General features: G+C 38.6%; 14 protein-coding genes. 6 read left to right on the top strand and 8 right to left on the bottom strand.

The window, feature by feature from the left end:
* Positions 1-145: 145 nt before the first annotated feature.
* Positions 146-1,312, bottom strand: coding sequence for an HD-GYP domain-containing protein (locus tag JOD18_RS02805; RefSeq protein ID WP_204667409.1), 1,167 nt, complete (start codon positions 1,310-1,312; stop codon positions 146-148).
* A gap of 184 nt (positions 1,313-1,496) precedes the next feature.
* On the bottom strand, positions 1,497-2,387 hold the full coding sequence (locus JOD18_RS02800; protein ID WP_239587890.1) for a phosphatidate cytidylyltransferase: 891 nt from the start codon (positions 2,385-2,387) through the stop codon (positions 1,497-1,499).
* Positions 2,388-2,701: 314 nt separating this feature from the next.
* Between JOD18_RS02800 and JOD18_RS02795 the strand changes: the two genes are divergently transcribed.
* A complete protein-coding gene (locus JOD18_RS02795) occupies positions 2,702-3,217 on the top strand; it encodes a hypothetical protein (protein ID WP_420827778.1) in 516 nt (171 codons plus the stop codon).
* 205 nt (positions 3,218-3,422) lie between these two features.
* Here the strand turns inward: JOD18_RS02795 and JOD18_RS02790 are convergent, their stop codons facing one another.
* From JOD18_RS02790 to JOD18_RS02780, 3 genes are all read right to left on the bottom strand, one after another.
* Positions 3,423-4,127: a polysaccharide deacetylase family protein gene (locus JOD18_RS02790; protein ID WP_204667406.1), complete on the bottom strand. Its 705-nt coding sequence runs from the start codon at positions 4,125-4,127 to the stop codon at positions 3,423-3,425.
* A gap of 184 nt (positions 4,128-4,311) precedes the next feature.
* On the bottom strand, positions 4,312-6,081 hold the full coding sequence (locus JOD18_RS02785; RefSeq protein ID WP_204667405.1) for a YhgE/Pip domain-containing protein: 1,770 nt from the start codon (positions 6,079-6,081) through the stop codon (positions 4,312-4,314).
* Between the two features lies 1 nt (position 6,082).
* Positions 6,083-8,143, bottom strand: a complete 2,061-nt coding sequence (locus JOD18_RS02780) for an efflux RND transporter permease subunit (RefSeq protein WP_204667459.1) — start codon at positions 8,141-8,143, stop codon at positions 6,083-6,085.
* A gap of 189 nt (positions 8,144-8,332) precedes the next feature.
* On the opposite strand from JOD18_RS02780, the gene JOD18_RS02775 reads away from it, so the two are divergent.
* From JOD18_RS02775 to JOD18_RS02765, 3 genes are all read left to right on the top strand, one after another.
* Complete coding sequence (locus JOD18_RS02775) at positions 8,333-8,893, top strand: TetR/AcrR family transcriptional regulator (RefSeq protein ID WP_204667404.1); 561 nt, start codon at positions 8,333-8,335, stop codon at positions 8,891-8,893.
* A 68-nt stretch (positions 8,894-8,961) separates the two neighbouring features.
* Positions 8,962-9,375, top strand: a complete 414-nt coding sequence (locus tag JOD18_RS02770) for a VOC family protein (protein ID WP_204667403.1) — start codon at positions 8,962-8,964, stop codon at positions 9,373-9,375.
* Positions 9,376-9,820: 445 nt separating this feature from the next.
* The gene (locus JOD18_RS02765; RefSeq protein ID WP_204667402.1) at positions 9,821-11,029 is read left to right on the top strand and encodes a multidrug effflux MFS transporter; all 1,209 of its coding nucleotides are present in this window, start codon (positions 9,821-9,823) and stop codon (positions 11,027-11,029) included.
* Positions 11,030-11,108: 79 nt separating this feature from the next.
* Here JOD18_RS02765 and JOD18_RS02760 read toward each other — a convergent pair whose 3' ends face one another.
* Entirely contained in the window at positions 11,109-12,029 is a 921-nt protein-coding gene (locus JOD18_RS02760) for an AraC family transcriptional regulator (RefSeq protein ID WP_204667401.1), read from the bottom strand.
* A gap of 162 nt (positions 12,030-12,191) precedes the next feature.
* Here JOD18_RS02760 and JOD18_RS02755 point away from each other — a divergent pair, with 162 nt between their 5' ends.
* Entirely contained in the window at positions 12,192-13,172 is a 981-nt protein-coding gene (locus JOD18_RS02755; protein ID WP_204667400.1) for an aldo/keto reductase, read from the top strand.
* Between the two features lie 291 nt (positions 13,173-13,463).
* A complete protein-coding gene (locus tag JOD18_RS02750) occupies positions 13,464-14,276 on the top strand; it encodes an ATP-grasp domain-containing protein (protein WP_204667399.1) in 813 nt (270 codons plus the stop codon).
* Here the strand turns inward: JOD18_RS02750 and JOD18_RS02745 are convergent.
* Together JOD18_RS02745 and mqo are read right to left on the bottom strand one after the other, a co-directional pair.
* The gene (locus JOD18_RS02745; protein WP_239587875.1) at positions 14,273-14,431 is read right to left on the bottom strand and encodes an aspartyl-phosphate phosphatase Spo0E family protein; all 159 of its coding nucleotides are present in this window, start codon (positions 14,429-14,431) and stop codon (positions 14,273-14,275) included. The two genes, JOD18_RS02750 and JOD18_RS02745, sit on opposite strands and share 4 nt — an antisense overlap.
* Before the next feature lie 362 nt (positions 14,432-14,793).
* The gene (mqo, locus tag JOD18_RS02740) at positions 14,794-16,311 is read right to left on the bottom strand and encodes a malate dehydrogenase (quinone) (RefSeq protein WP_338029482.1); all 1,518 of its coding nucleotides are present in this window, start codon (positions 16,309-16,311) and stop codon (positions 14,794-14,796) included.
* Between the last annotated feature and the right edge of the window lie 443 nt (positions 16,312-16,754).

The following is a 16,754-nucleotide window of genomic DNA, read 5'->3' as shown; positions in this document are numbered from 1 at the left end:
TTTGTGAGGCATCCACTTCCTTCCCTGCTTAAAACCAAATAATACACCACCAGCATGTTGCTTTTACTCGTTTTAATTTACGAATTTTCAATTTCGTTCCTCCTTTCTATTATTTGTTGTGCTACAGGCCATAAGACTAATTCTGTTATACATGACCTGCTTTGTTATATTGCTTATAATAGTTAATCCATAAAGGATAAACTTCTTTAAACTGATATACTACTTGCGGATCAAATTGTGTACCGCTGCCTTTGATAATTCGGTCATAGGCCTCGTCAGGAGATAGAGCCTGGCGATAAGAGCGTGAAGATGTCATGGCATCGAACGCATCAGCGATAGCAACGATACGGGCAAATATGGTTATTTCTGCTCCTTTCAACTGATCTGGGTAACCGGCGCCATCCCATCGCTCATGATGATGACGAACCACATCCAGATATTCGTTGATGCCCTCCACATTCTTCAACGCCTCTGCACCAACAACTGGGTGGGTTTTCATTACTTCATATTCTTCCACAGACAATTTTGATTCCTTTGATAAAATTTGTTCAGAAATGCTTATTTTACCAATATCATGCAGGAGACAAGCATAATAGAATAACCTTACATCCCTTGATTTATATTGTTTATAAGATTTTAATAAAATAAGAGAGTAGTTGGCAACCCGTTCACTATGACCTTTCGTATACATGTCTTTTAGTTCTAATGTAGCGGTAATTCCTTTGACAATATTCTCGATTTGCTGATTATAGGCAGATTGAAAAGCAGAAACATAATGAATAAATCGTGATAATACGATAAAAGCGACGCAAGACAATACCAGAACTAAGAATAATGGCAAGATAAATACAGGATCTTGAAATACTATACCTACTATTAGATACTTACCCGTTAAACCTAGGAATACAACATAAAAAAACCGTTTATTCACAAAAATAGGAGAAAACAAAATAAAGATTAGTTCAATAATACTTCCATGTGAGTAAGGCTCATGATTTAAAATAAAAAAGGACAATTCTTGAATAAAAGTTAAAATGATAAAAGTGAAAAAATAGATATATTTTATCGGACTAGGGTTATTTTTCCTTAAAAGATAGATAGCTGCTGGCAATATGGCTAATAAAATAACATATACCAAGTAATCTACAAATGATTTAGATATTTGTGACGCATTATCCCAACTTACTATTGGCATCATAAAATAATAAATAAGTTCGTAGCAATAGTAGATAATATAAAATAACCATAGAAACCAAATTGTGGCTCTTTTCTCCACACCTAACAGGGAAATAGTCTGATTTGAACTATGCATAATTATTCCGCCCTATTCACATTAAAATAGATACTGGTTGGTTCCAAGAACCTCCCTCCTTATATAAAGTAATCATACTATAATTCTAGTATTTATGTCGAATTTCAAGAAAAGGTTTTCACGTTTATTTATCCTCAGATCCACTTGCTAAGCTGCCCCCTATTTTATACATATCCCTTCAATTCTACATAAAATCAAAATAATACCGAATCACATGAAAAAATACTGGGGCTGTATAAGTAAGACTATCAATCCGGCTCAAATATCGCCCCTTTAATTTCTCCCATTTCTCCTGATCACCTATCAGCAAGTCCCTTTTTAATACAGAAACCGTTAAACTTCCTATAAAACCTGCAACACTAATAAGTATGCCAGATATAATACCAAAAGCCGGAGTCAAAGGGGTCAAATATGGATAAATCAAATAAGAAATACAAGTAGTTGCAGCTAAGCCGGCGATAAAGCCTTCCCAAGAGATATAGGCGTTCGCTGTCGGTACAATCTTTCGTTTGCCGAGATAGACAGTAGTCAAATACTGTACCACATCATTCAACTGTGTCAAAATAACCAAATATAACACCAAGTTACCGCCAAATGCTGGGGTCGCGATCGGAAAGTAAGCCAAGTGGCTTAAACCAAACACCATTAACATAAGCCCCCATTGTGTAAAACTGACAGAGCGCAGGAAACCGACCGTTCCTTTGCCGATAATGCGCGGCAGCGGCAGGAATAAAAAGACATATACCGGAATAAAGACAATAAACATACCATACCAGCCAATATAAATCCAATAAAAATGCAGTGGAATCATCAGGTAGGACCATAAGAAAATCCGCCTGTCTGACTTTCTTGTTTTCATCATGGAGAAATATTCTCTCAAAGCAACTAATGATAGAATCATAATCGCAATTAATGACACAGTTGTATTAAATAATGTAGCAAAACAAAAGATAACAAACATGCCCCACCATGTTTTCACACGATATTGAATAATTGAGAGATCTTTCTCTGGCTGCAGCTTCTTTACAATAAAGAAACAAATCGTTGCTAATGTAATTACAGATAAAATAATCAATAATACCCAGACAGGCTCTTGCACACCAACACCACCTCAATAACTAATAATGTGTATTCACAACCAATATATCCTGACATTACTATCATGAAAACGTTAATCGCCCTCCTAATTCAATTCATTCGTATGATATGAACCAAATGCAACCTCTAAGATAGAGTTTTTGAACAACTTCTAATAGAAATATCATTTATTTTACTGCAAATACGTTATAATATAAAGATATAGTAAGATTTTATCATCATGCTAATATATAATTTATTAAACAGAGAATTTAGGTGGCTGATTTGGAAGAAAAACAATACGTCTACATCATGTTATCAGATACAGGAACCTTATTTACTACCGTGATAAAAACCTATACGAAAGCCCCCTATAACCATGCTTCACTTGCTTTTGACAAGGAATTAAATGAAATGTACAGCTTTGGCCGGAGAAACCCTAAGAACCCATTGCATGGCGGCTTTGTGAAAGAGAATATTTATACAGGTACATATAGCAGATATCCTGAAACCACTTGTGTTATCTATCGGCTGGAGGTGTCTGAGCGCGAGAAGCAAAAGATGAAACGGATTTTAGAAGTATTTATTAAAAATCATAATAAGTTTCTATACAATATTCTTGGCGTCATCGGTGTTTCTTTGAAAGAGCCGATTGAATTCAGTAACTCCTATTTTTGTTCCCAGTTTGTGGCAGATATTCTGAACCGTTCCGGAATCCACCTCTGGGAGAAACTTCCGGCAATGATTACACCTGAAGACTTTAGGAAGAATGAGCGTCTGGAATTATTATATGAAGGAAAGCTAGCAAATTATCTGGAACCAAAATAGGGAGATTACTAGTATGTTAACAACCCCACTTTTCTAACCCAATGCATGAAAAGGTCATATAAACAGGAGCTAGACAGTATCAGAGCTATAAGAAAACAGAGTTGGTGAAGTCGAATGGATCGAACAGAAAACCAAAGATAAAGTGAAACTTCGTTCAGTGGGGTTTTTAATCCCCCACTGAACTATTTTTTCACAACCTTATCTATTATCTTGCCAGGTTTTTCAACTCATCAATCGTTACAAACGAATATCCTTCTTCTGCAAGACGTGCCAGTATTCCTTCTATAACCTCGAGCTGACCACCGGTTTGATCATACATTGGATGCAACAAAATAATCGAGCCTTGACTTACATGTTCCATAACATAATCCATTTTTTCCTGTGGCTCTGTAAAATAGCTGTCTGGTTCCAAATTCCACATGATTGTATCGATATTATGCTTATACAAATAAAAAGGTGCGAGCAGCAATTTCTTTCCATTTGGCGGACGATAGTCTATCTCATCCTCATACCCTACTTGACGAATAAGCTGATTCGTCTCTTCTATCTGATGTTTGATAAAAGCAGGTGTTTTAAATATCATTCTTTTGTGTGTTAAGGTATGATTCCCCACTTGATGTCCAGCATTCACAATTAATTCTGCTTCATCCGGGTGAGTGATAATCTCTTCTCCAATTAAGAAAAAAGTGGCCTTTGCCTGATATTTTTCTAAAATAGCTAAAATATCAGGCACATTCTCTGTTGGTCCATCGTCAAAAGTTAATGCGACCACTTTTTCATTGGTGTCGACTTGATGTATTAACTCACCAAACACTTGAAAAGTTCTGGACTTGCTTAATTGATGTACACCAATAGAAATAATACCACATATAATAATCGCCATCGCAATAATCAGTACTCTTTTTCTCATTTATAAATACTCCTTTGCAACTATTCCCTTTCTTAGCATACACGAAGATAATCCTAGATGGAATAGTTTTGCAGAAGCAGACAATCTTTAAAATGTGTACAGATGGAAGAAAAAAGAAAGGGGACAGATCTATGTATGACTCTGTCCCCCATCCTATTTTGTTTTATCACAAGATTTTTTCGCATTAACGAAATAAATCGATTAGTTTTTCCCACCAGCCTTTTTCTTCCTCTGGTTCTTCTGCTTCTTCTTCGGTTGTCTCTTTTTCTACGGCATCTGTTTGGATCACAAATTGAACGAGCTCGACATTTTCATTTTTATCAGAAACAAAAGAAACCGGATCAAAATCAGATTTATCAAACTCGTTTATCATATCATCTACTTGATTTTGCAATTGATCAGGCAAATCAGAGGTGGCTTCACTTAATTGACTGGCACCATCAGAAAGTTCCCCAGCACCACTTGCCAATGCTGCCGCTCCTTCAGGCAGCTCGCTAATCCCTTGGTGGAGTGACTCATAGGAGTTTGTCAACTGACCTACACCATCCGTATAGCTCACCAATCCCTCATGAAAACCTTGATATTCTTCCGCTAATGCAGCAACTCCATCCTGTAATGGCTGGAAGGAGCTTTCTAAGTCAAGCTGTTCACTTGCTGTCTCTAATTGATCAGCCATTGTTTCCAAGGTAGTAATGACTTCCGCTTGTGCCTCTTGTATTCCTTCGATAGTTGGAATTATAGTTTCTATTTCTGTCTGTACATCCTCATAAACCGTCTTTGCTTCCTGTGCCATATAATAAGTCTCCAGCAAAGACTCCACCAACTCCTGGTCTATATCACTTTCTCGTAAATTGGCGATATCCGCTTCGGTAATTTGATAAGCTGGGATTTCTTGCATGGCCTCTTCTAATAGGTCGAAAGCTTGAAAATAATTCTGATCAAAGTCACTAATTCCATTACTAGCCTCTCTCAATCCAGCAGCCAGCTCCTGCAAGCCTGATCTTAACTCATCTAAGTCATCAAAATTCATCTGTTGCTGGAGAGATTCGTTCATCGTTTGCAGTGCCTCTTGTATAGCGCTTGAACCATTGACCAAATCACTGGATCCATTATTGATCTCATGCATACCATCGTTAAATTCTGATGATCCATCCGCCAATTCAGAGATACCGCCATTTAACTCCGACATACCTTGCTGCAGATCCTCTGCCCCGGAAGCCAGTTCTGCCAATGCATCAGATAAAGTGCGAAACTCATCCTTTGCGTCTTCCAAATCGGGAGAATCAATCGCCATAAACGCAGGAACAGCACTAATCTCAATCGGCCCTTGTTCATAATCCTTCACTTGCGCTTCAGCAACAAGATGACCATCCTGTTCTGGCATTACCGTAAATGTCACCTGTTTATTTTTACCGGCATTGGCAATGGTTCCGTCTTCCGCCTTCACATCTTGATAGTGCTCGCCATCAAATGTTAATGATATTTGCAATAAATAATTCTCATAAAAAACAGAATCTATCTCACTATTAGCTGATGTTTTGATTTCAATCCTCAGCCTTCCATCTTCCCCAAGCATTTGTTCCGGATCCTTGTCTTGACCATTTAACTGGTAGTCAATTTCAAAATTCCATGGCAGCGGCTGTTCCTCCAAGTTACCTTGGTAGAAAAAATTATCCTGCTCAGCCGCTAAGCTTACTTTGTCGCCGTTAAGATTTATTTCTGATAAATCCGTTAAATTCTTCACATCGGTATAAGCACCATAATCTGTGATCTCGCCATTACCAACTTCTTCAAAGCTGTTTACAACATACATCTCCTTCTGCGAACCATCGGGTTGAAGTATCGTATAAACGACTTCATTTTTCGCTGGCTGATTCTCCTCTGCGGAAACTGTGATCGTTGGTAAGGTTAGCATACTAATCATTATAAGCAACAAATACTTTCTTACCGTCATATTATCCCTTCTCCCTGTAAAAGTTTGCTTTCCAAGATGTTTTCTCAATCAGCTTATCAAATAATACAAGAATGGCTGGCAGCAAGAATAACACCAAGATAAATGCCAGTAAGGCTCCCCGGCCTAACAGCAGCCCAATCGAAGAAACAATTGGGTTAGTGGAAGTGATCCACAGAATAAATCCGACACTGGATAAGATCGATGCGGAAATAAGAATAGAGAAAAATTTCTCATCCAAGGTTCGCTTGACTGCTTGCAATGCTGGCATTTCTTTGCGGTGCTCTTTATATGCCTCTGATAATAGAATGGCATAGTCAACTGTGGCAGCTAATTGTACTGTACTAATAATCAAATAGCCGACAAATACTAATGAATCACCGCTAAAATACGGTATAGCTAAGTTGATCCATACAGAAGATTGAATCGTCAGCAATAAGACAACGGGAAAAGACAGCGAACGAAAGACAAACATTAACACCAAACCAATCGTTAAAACCGTCAAGGTAGTAACTAAGGTGTTATCCCTCTCCACCGTTGATTTCATATCATGTAAGGTCACACTTCCCCCCAGTAGATAGGCATCATCGTCATAATAATTAGTGACCATTGCCGTCACCTCATCTACTAAAGAAAAGGCCGTCTCTCCTTCTTCTTCGGTATCTGTATGGACTATAATTCGGGCATAGTTGTCGGAATAAAAATTTTCTGTCACGGATTCGTCCAAATATTCAGGAGGTATAACCGGGCTGACCGCTTCTGTATAAGCAAGGACACTGGTAACGTGATTCAGCTGTTTTACATTTTGAACAAATTCTGTTTCCTTTGCTAAATCTTCTTTAGGTACTAAAGCGATAATTGGTGTCGATTTACCAAACTCTTCTTCAACCAAAGCGGCATCCCGACCAATTCTAGTTTCTTCCGGCTGGTCTCCCATACCATAAATAAAATTGGTATTCGCTTGTGCTAAGAATGCAGGGACGACTAATAAAAAGACAAGCAGTATCACTGGGATACGGAATTTTAAGACATGCCTGCCAATTCCCATCAGCTGGGGAATAATTTGCTTATGTTCTGTCTTCTCCATCCATTTATAGAAGGTCAATGTTAAGGCAGGCAAAAAGATCATCACACTTAAAAAGCTCAGCACAATCCCTTTTACCAAGTTAATCCCCAGATCAGCACCAATTTCGAATTCCATAAAGGACAGTGCTATAAAACCAAAGAATGTTGTCGAGGCACTAGCTCCAATAGCAGGAAATGACTGCTTAATCGCCGACTTCATCGCTGCTTCCGGTGTTTGACCCTGTTTTCGGAAATCTGAGAAACTATGCAATAAAAAGATCGCATAATCTAAAGAAACAGCTAGCTGTAATATGGGCGCGACTGATTGTGTAACAAAAGAAACTTCACCAAGAAAAATGTTCGTTCCTAAATTGATCAATACCGAAACACCAATAGCCGTTAGAAAGAAAACTGGTTCTATCCAGGAATTTGTCGATAATACCAAGATAATGATAATAATAGGTACTAATAATAAAGCAGCATAGGCAGACTCTGTTCCAGCCATTTCTTGTGAATAAGCCGTATTAACTGCCTCACCTGCTAGCGCATTGTCTTCCCCTATCAGCTGATAAATTTCTTCCGTAATTCGGACTTCTTCTCCTTCACGAATATGCAAAGAAATTAATGCTTGATTGTCTTTATAATAATTTTCAACTGTATCATCGTCGATTAGTTCCAATGGTATTTTTAGGTCAACGGCGTCATCCAGCCACATTACATCACTTACTCCATCCAATGCAGCTAGCTTTTCTTTATAAAGCAATGCCTCTTGCACACTTACATCATGAATAAGCACCCGAGCATTCTCTATACCTGTTTGGAACTCATCTTCCATCACATCCATTGCAATACTGGAAGGTGCTTCTGCTGGCAAATAATCCGCCATATTGTAATTGACGGTGACAGCAAATTGAGTAATACAGCTGATCAGCGCCACAAGAAAAAAAGACACAACAATAGTTTTTTTATATTTTGTAATAATTGACGGAAAATTTATCATCATTCATCCTCTCTTGCTTTCATCCAGAATACACTTTATTATTATAGAGACATCGTGTTGGATATTCAACAAACAGTTTATGATAAAATGTTCAAACCCCAACACTTTAGTTAAAAATGTTGGGCTGTAACAAAAAGTTCACATTTTCCTTTGGGACTGCTTATAACTGACGAAAGGGGTTCATAACAAATGAAAAGTAAAATAGACCGGCGTAAAAAGTATACGATAATGGTATTGAAAGAGAGTTTGATCTCCTTATTAAATGAAAAACCTATTTCTGCGATTACCGTAAAAGAAATTTGCCAGACTGCTGATATTAATCGTTCAACGTTTTATACTCATTATAGTGATCAAAGAGATTTGCTTTATCAAATTGAAGCAGAAATTATTGAAGAAATGAGAAGACATTTAAGTGAATGTCAATTGGAGGAAGAATCAGAATCTGTGAAGATGATCGAAAAATTACTAGAATATATCGGAGAAAATAAAGACATCTGCTATACCTTATTACATCAACATACAGGTACCAGCTTTGAACAGCGAGTCATGGATGTCGCAAAACAATTTTTAATGTCCCATAAGTTAACAGATGACCCAGCCCTGAATGCTTATTTAAGCACCTTTATTATTAGCGGCGCCATCCATGTAACAAAAGATTGGTTAGCCAACAATGCGAGAGAAGCCCCAAAACAAATTGCTGAGATAATCAATGAATTTACCGCAAGAGGATTATCCTGCCTTGATTTATAACGGTATATTCTCTGTAGCGGCCGGTTATGCTATATTGAAGATAACAACTATTTAAAGGAGGCAATATTATGCCGCTTAACCCTTATTTTATGTTTAACGGAAATGCCTTAGAAGCGATTCGTTTTTATGAACAAGCCTTCCAAACAGAACCTGCCGTCGTAAGTACGTATGGGGAAATGCCTGGTAAAGAGAATAAAATTCCTGAAGAGGCTAAATCGCTTGTTTTACATGCCAAAATAGAAGTGGATGGAACCATATTAATGTTCTCTGACCACTTCCCTGGCTCTTCAGAATCATTCCAAGCAGGCAACAATATCACTATCGCACTGGTTTCACCTAATGTTGAACTGATTCAGCATGCCTTCCAAACTCTACAGGAAAACGGAAAAGTAGAATTAGAGCTGCAAGAAACTTTTTGGTCTAAACATTATGGTAAAGTGACCGATAAATTTGGCGTGCATTGGCAATTAAGCTCCGAATAATAAAGCGGACATTTTTCCCTCTGACCAATCAGCTTCGTAGTCTAACGCCCTATGAATATAATCAGGTGTGTAAGCGATAAAATAACTTACTAAGCATCTTGCTAAATCGTTACTAGCGGAGACTCTGGCATTGGAAAACAGGCTGTTGCATAATAAAGCGACAGTCTGTTTTTTTGCGCTGAACAAAGGGGCTGAGCTTATATATGATGAAGGGATGACGAGTAATTCGTAACAAAAACGCAGGATACGCTCTGTTTCCTCTCTTATCTTTTCAAGCCTCAAAGTGCCGGCTTTTAAACAGATGCCAAACTATCCATCCTCTTGATGCTATGACTCTATCTGTTGAAGCTGACTTACCAAGTAAAAAAAATTGCCTTAGAGTTGGCTTGAAGTGATACAATAATAAATTAAGCAATGATTTCAGATAGAGTTTGGGGGACAGGAAATGAACAACACATTACACAGCCGATTACTAGGTACTATTTGGCTTTATAGTATACTAGGAATTCTCGCAGCCTTTGGATCACTCACCGTAGATATGTATCTGCCTAGTTTTCCAGATTTGGCACAAACTTTTACAACCAATGCTTCCTATGTTCAATTAAGCTTAACTTTTTGCTTGTTAGGTTTAGCTGCTGGTCAAATTGTCTTCGGCTCCCTAAGTGATCAGCGTGGGCGAAAGAAACCATTATTACTTTCTTTATTCCTTTATATTGCTGCCTCTGCGGTTTGTATCTTTGCATCTTCAATCGAGGTTTTTATTACTGCCCGTTTCTTTCAAGGATTAACTGCTTCGGCAGGAGTTGTCATTGCAAGAGCCGTTGTACGTGATCTCTATTCTGGTAAAGAATTAACACGGTTATACAGTCTGATTACCTTGTTTGTTAGTGTGGGACCTATTCTTGCACCAATCATTGGAGGAGCGGTGCTTGATTTCACGAGCTGGCACGGAATTTTCGTTGTATTAATGGGAATGAGTCTGCTGATGATCCTGTTAGTATCGGTTAAATTACCGGAAACACTGCCGCTGGAAGCACGCTCATCCAGTGATATAAAAGCGACCCTCATTATCTTTATCCAGCTGTTTAAAAATAAGGTGTTTTTAGGTTATGGTTTAACACAAGGACTACTGATGGCCGGTGTCTTTGCTTATGTTTCTGGTTCTCCTTTCATCTATCAGACTATTTATGGTGTGTCACCACAGGTCTTTAGTTACTTGTTTGCAATAAATGGTATGGGTATTATGTTAGGCACACGAATTGCTTCTTATCTAACCTACAGAGTACCTGAACAGCGCATACTTACTATCGGTTTATTGCTATCAACTAGTGCCAGCTTATTTTTATTAGTCATGACTTTTATCCAGGCACCGTTAATCTGGATAGCGGTCCCGTTATTTTTCATCGTATTATGTGTAGGAATGAATACACCTGCGACCTTCTCTCTTGCCATGCAAAAACAGGATGAACATGCAGGCAGTGCTTCTGCCCTGTTAGGAATTCTGCCTTATCTATTTGGAAGCCTTGTTATCCCATTTGTCGGCATTGCTGGCGAAACAACGGCTGTACCAATGGGGCTTATCATGCTGATTACAAGCAGTGGAGCTCTGATCAGCTTTTGGTTATTAGTAAAGAAGAATGATTCGTCAGTATAGAAACAAAATGGAGAGTATCAGGCAAAGAAATACTTTGCCTGATACTCTCCATTTCTATATACCCATCGATCATTAATACCTAGCCATTGACCTGCTGTCGGTATTTCCGCTTAACTGCCATTTGATCTTCCCGGGGAGAACGCCCAAACATTCGGGAATACTCACGGCTGAATTGTGACGAACTTTCATATCCCACTCGAAAAACGACCTGTGTAATATCAACGGGTTCTGCCAACAGTAACCGCCGGGCTTCCTGTAACCTTATTTGTTTCTGAAACTGAATAGGCGTCATAGTCGTTACAGCTTTAAAATGTCGATGCAAGGAAGCTGGGCTCATATTGACCATTTCCGATAACTCTTTAATCTTTATTTTTTTGTCATAGTTATTCACCATATATGCAATAATTTCTCGTACTTGATAAGCATGGCTATCCTCCAGCACCATCTGAGCAAGTACTCTGCCATAAGGTCCTTGCAGCACTTTATAAAGGATTTCTTTCATAAAAATAGGTGCTAAGACTGCTATATCTTTTGGATTATCTAATAAACGCAGTAATCTTTCGACAGCATCTAATAAATCGCTATCCAATTGATGGACGAACAATGCTTGATCAGACTGCTTTGATTTCAACGGAAGCGACTCACACTGCTCCCACACCTCAAGAACTTGTTCACGTGTGAATTCTAACTTCAATGCCAGGTAAGGCTGTGATGGCGTAGCATGGATTACTTTGCCTGTCACAGGTAAATCTGCTGAAGCGACTAAATAATTAAATGATCCATATCGATAAGTGGTGTCTGCCAGCTGAACTTCCTTCTCCCCTTGTGTGATCACACAAAAACATGGATGATACAGACGATGTACAGGCTCCGTTTCCAATGATTCTTTAATCAGAAACAACTTGGGAATACTGGTTTCATAGACACCGTCGTTCTTTATATGGCGCCGTATTAATTGACTGATTTGTTCTTGTTTATGTTGTATGATCAAAGGTTCCATTTTCTTCTTCCTTTCTGCAATGCTTACCTAGATGATACAATTTTTTGATAGGATTAGGCAAATAACAAATAATATTGTGCTATCCTTTTATATATGGAACTGAGATACTAAAGAAGTGACGCACTGATTAGTTAACAGCACTTTAGTATTGGAGGACTTATAATGGATTATGTAAAATTAGGAAAAACAGGCTTAGATGTGTCCCGACTCTGCCTCGGTTGTATGGGATTCGGTGATGCCAATCGCTGGATTCACAAGTGGGTACTTAATGAAAAAGAGACTCGACCTATTATCAAAAAGGCGCTTGATTTAGGAATTAATTTTTTTGATACCGCCAACGTTTATTCAAATGGAACGAGTGAGGAATTTGTCGGAAAAGCATTAAAAGAGTATGCCAAAAGAGATGAAATAGTCCTTGCTACCAAGGTATTCTTTCCAATGAATGACCGTCCCAATGGAAAAGGTCTTTCACGCAAAGCCATTATGACAGAAATAGATAACAGTCTACAGCGTTTAGGTACAGATTATGTTGATTTATACCAAATTCACCGCTGGGATTATCATACCCCGATTGAAGAGACAATGGAAGCCTTACATGACGTGGTTAAAGCAGGAAAAGTACGTTATATCGGTGCCTCTGCTATGTATGCCTGGCAATTCCAAAAGGCTCTGCATGTTGCTGAAAAAAATAATTGGACTCGATTTATTTCGATGCAAAATCACTATAACTTAATTTATCGCGAAGAGGAACGAGAAATGATGCCGCTTTGTAGAGAGGAAGGAATAGGTGTAATACCATACAGTCCACTTGCTTCTGGCCGTTTGACACGGGACTGGAACGAATCCACATATCGTTCTTCCACTGATGAAGTGGCGAAGGACAAGTATGATCATACCGCCGAAGATGATCGGAAAGTAATTGAGAGAGTAGCAGAGATTGCTCAAAAACGACAAGTGCCACGTGTACAAATTGCTATCGCTTGGTTATTGCATAAACAGCCTGTTACAGCTCCTATCATCGGTGCAACAAAAACAGATCATTTAGAAACAGCAACAGGGGCTTTGTCTGTTTCTTTATCTGACGAAGAAATAGCTTATTTAGAGGAGCCTTATACTGCTCATCCAATCGTAGGTTTTCAATAATTTTTTTAGAGGATGTTCCAAAGGTTCAATAAAAATGACACGGCGAATGTTGGAGTTGACGGTAGTGGAACTTCGACGTACAGGACGTACTAGTGCAGGCGTTATGATAGGACGTCATGGCTTCAGCCTGCCGACGTACAGGGTATGCTAGTATTGGTGCTGCAACATGATATTGCGAATGTAACCGAGGATGATCCTTTTTATCAGACTTTTTGAACACATACTTATTTCATTTACTTCATTTTATGCTATGATAAACATGTTAATCTGAATGAGATGAGGAAACAAGGAATGAAATTAATAACTTTTAATGCATTTCGAACGATTGGAATTCCTGGCGTTAGATATATTAAGCCAGATCATATGTTCAAGGAAATAAACACCATAGAAGCTGCAGACGTGATTCTGTTTCCCGAAACATGGCAAGTACCCACGCTTGTATACGGCTTAAAAAAGAAGATATTTCCTAGTATTGAAACGATGCAGATCGGGGCTAATAAGATTGAAATGACCAGGGTCTTACAGAGCATTGCACCGCAGCATGTGCCTTATACAGAAATTCTAATAAATACCGAGGAGAATATCGAACAAATATTAGCCACCTTTCCCTTTCCTTTTGTCGCCAAACAAGCGAAAAGTGCAATGGGACAAGGGGTATTCTTAATTAAAAATACACAGGATTTTCTTGCTTATACGGCTTTGACAGATGTCTTATACATTCAAGAATACCTGCCTAATGATGGGAAAGATTTACGAGTCTGCATAGTTGGAGATGAGGTGTATGCAGCTTATTGGAGAATTGGTCAAGAAGGGGAGTTTCTTCATAATATTGCACAGGGCGGTACTATTGATTATCAGCATATTCCAGATCAGGCCTTGCAACTCGTCCGTCAAATTGCTGAACGACTGGCAATTAACCATGCAGGCTTTGACATTCTAATAAACAATGGTAACTACTATATTCTCGAATTCAATGTCTTGTTTGGCAATCAAGGACTTTACCACCAAAAAGACACAGTCGCTCAAGCTATTTATCAATATTTAATCAAATATCATGAACCACCATTTCCAACAGCACCTTTCCCTACACAGATTCCTTCTTAATACGAAGTCATACCATTTGATCTATTTTCTAGTTGATTAAGTAAGGAATCTAAAGATTGCGAAATTTGCAGTATCTCATCGTATGTTGCTTGTTGCTCATATAATTGATACATTGTATTTCTCATTGATTCAATCTCTTGTTCTAATGTAAGCAAAGCCAACACTCCTTTTTTACTTTTAATACGTGTTTAAAAACAGTGCGTAAACGAACCAGTACGCCACTGAGTCAGCGTTTTCATATAATACATTTAATAAAGAAGTGGGGGGCTTTCTCCCCACTTCCTATTTCCCTCTTAAAACAAAGGCTTTTGAGTGATGAACACTATTGTAAATCTTTTCCCTTTTTTATCTTATTTAAACAAATATAGTTAAAAAAGCTTATATTGTTTCAAGATTAGTAAATTGATCCAACCAGCGGCAATATCATAAAGCTTGATATGAACAGAGACGACCAGCGCCCACATGCTGTCTGATCATAAAAAGAGCTATTGACAGCAGCTATCAACAGCACTTTTTCTTACAATTTAACCGGTTTTGGAGTAGAAAAACCTAATGCCTTATCTGTTGTTTCTGCAATTTCCTCTAACAATCGAGGATGTTCAATTAATTTCTTGCCATAGGAAGGAATCATCTCTGTGATTCTTGGCTCCCATGTCTGGAATTCTTCAGGAAAGCAATCCTTTAACAGCGCCAGCATAGCTGATACGGCCGTTGAAGCACCAGGTGAGGCGCCTAGTAATGCTGCAATCGAGCCATCTTTGGCGGTTACCACTTCTGTTCCAAACTGAAGTGTTCCTTTCCCGCCTGCTTCCGTATCTTTGATAACTTGCACACGTTGTCCGGCAACCAATAAATCCCAGTCTTCTGACTTAGCATTAGGGATAAATTCTCGCAGTTCCTCCATTCGCTGTTCCTTGGAGAGCAATACTTGCTGAATTAAATATTTCGTTAATGGAATATTCTTAAATCCAGCAGCCAACATGGTAAAAAGATTGTTTGGTTTGACAGAACGGATTAGGTCCAGATTAGATCCAGTCTTTAAAAACTTTGGTGAGAAGCCGGCAAAAGGGCCAAATAGTAACGATTTCTCATTATCAATAAAACGTGTATCCAAGTGCGGAACTGACATCGGTGGTGCTCCAACTTTTGCTTTGCCGTACACCTTGGCATGGTGCTGCTGAACAACTTCAGGATTATTACACACCATAAACAGACCACTTACTGGAAAGCCGCCCATTTGTTTCCCTTCTTGAATACCTGTTTTTTGCAGTAAATGGATACTTCCGCCGCCTGCACCAATAAAAATGAACTTGGCCGTGTGATTCTTCACACTATTATTCGTTAAATCACGAACTCGCACATTCCATCTTCCGTCACGATCACGCTTAATCGTTTCCACTGATTGCTGATAGTGTAATTCTACCTGATTTGCTTCTAAATGTTGAAATAATTTGCGCGTTAAGGATCCAAAATTCACATCTGTTCCTGCAGCAATTCGAGTAGCTGCAATCGGTTCTCCTTGTGAACGTTCTTGCATCATCAGGGGGATCCATTCCGCTAATTGATCAGGATCTTCACTATACTCTACATCTTTAAACAAAGGATTTTTTGCCATTGCTTGGTAACGCTTTTTCAAAAAAGAAACATTGTTTTCCCCTTGTACGAAACTTAAATGAGGTATGGCCCTAATGAATTCTTTAGGATCACTGATTAGCTTGGATTGGACCAAATGTGACCAGAATTGCTTCGACACTTGGAACTGCTCATTCACATTATTAGCTTTCGTTAGATCCATCGTTCCATCAGATTTCTCTGTTGTATAATTCAATTCACAAAGTGCCGCATGCCCTGTACCAGCATTATTCCACTCATTCGAACTTTCCTCTCCTGGCTTAGACAGTTTTTCAAACACCTTTATCTTCCAATCCGGGGCTAGTTCTTTCATTAACACCCCTAAAGTAGCGCTCATAATTCCAGCACCAATTAAAATAACGTCTGTACTAGTATGATTGTCGCTCATGTCAACCTTCCTTATGCTTATAAATTTACAAATATCTAATGATACCTTTTTCTAGTTTATCATTGTTTAGCAAATGTGTCACTTCACTTCCATCTGCTGAACGAAAAGTGCAGGGTGCCCGTTTAAAAACGTAGAGATTGGAATGGCACAACGGAGATAAAGGAAACACGGTGAGGTGACGAACCAATGTTGACTTATCGCAGGGCGTGACGCGAAATCTCTAAAGTTTGGCACTTGGAGCTGGACACGGCAATTCTTGAATAAGAATAAACGCATGAAAAATTATATACTTGCTGACCTTATAAAGAAAGGAATAGTTATGTATAGTTATAATGCCGTTAACCACCATCCCTTATTCCCGGAATTTAGGCTGTATGTATCGATTTCGACTAAAGTCTAACAAGGCTTAGTAAAGTATGAAAAAGACATAAATACTGTTCACTAAAGCCTTGCTTGTT

Origin of the sequence: Gracilibacillus alcaliphilus (assembly GCF_016909015.1) — a bacterium.
Classification (GTDB): Bacteria; Bacillota; Bacilli; order Bacillales; family Amphibacillaceae; genus Gracilibacillus; species Gracilibacillus alcaliphilus.
The sequence above is the reverse complement of the archived record's forward strand: the minus strand, read 5'-3'. Positions and strand labels throughout refer to the sequence as shown.

Coding starts and splice junctions, on each gene's coding strand:
- JOD18_RS02805 (WP_204667409.1), bottom strand. CDS start 1,312: ATGCATAGTTCAAATCAGACTATTTCCCTGTTAGGTGTGGAGAAAAGA.
- JOD18_RS02795 (WP_420827778.1), top strand. CDS start 2,702: ATGTTATCAGATACAGGAACCTTATTTACTACCGTGATAAAAACCTAT.
- JOD18_RS02790 (WP_204667406.1), bottom strand. CDS start 4,127: ATGAGAAAAAGAGTACTGATTATTGCGATGGCGATTATTATATGTGGT.
- JOD18_RS02785 (WP_204667405.1), bottom strand. CDS start 6,081: ATGACGGTAAGAAAGTATTTGTTGCTTATAATGATTAGTATGCTAACC.
- JOD18_RS02780 (WP_204667459.1), bottom strand. CDS start 8,143: ATGATAAATTTTCCGTCAATTATTACAAAATATAAAAAAACTATTGTT.
- JOD18_RS02775 (WP_204667404.1), top strand. CDS start 8,333: ATGAAAAGTAAAATAGACCGGCGTAAAAAGTATACGATAATGGTATTG.
- JOD18_RS02770 (WP_204667403.1), top strand. CDS start 8,962: ATGCCGCTTAACCCTTATTTTATGTTTAACGGAAATGCCTTAGAAGCG.
- JOD18_RS02765 (WP_204667402.1), top strand. CDS start 9,821: ATGAACAACACATTACACAGCCGATTACTAGGTACTATTTGGCTTTAT.
- JOD18_RS02760 (WP_204667401.1), bottom strand. CDS start 12,029: ATGGAACCTTTGATCATACAACATAAACAAGAACAAATCAGTCAATTA.
- JOD18_RS02755 (WP_204667400.1), top strand. CDS start 12,192: ATGGATTATGTAAAATTAGGAAAAACAGGCTTAGATGTGTCCCGACTC.
- JOD18_RS02750 (WP_204667399.1), top strand. CDS start 13,464: ATGAAATTAATAACTTTTAATGCATTTCGAACGATTGGAATTCCTGGC.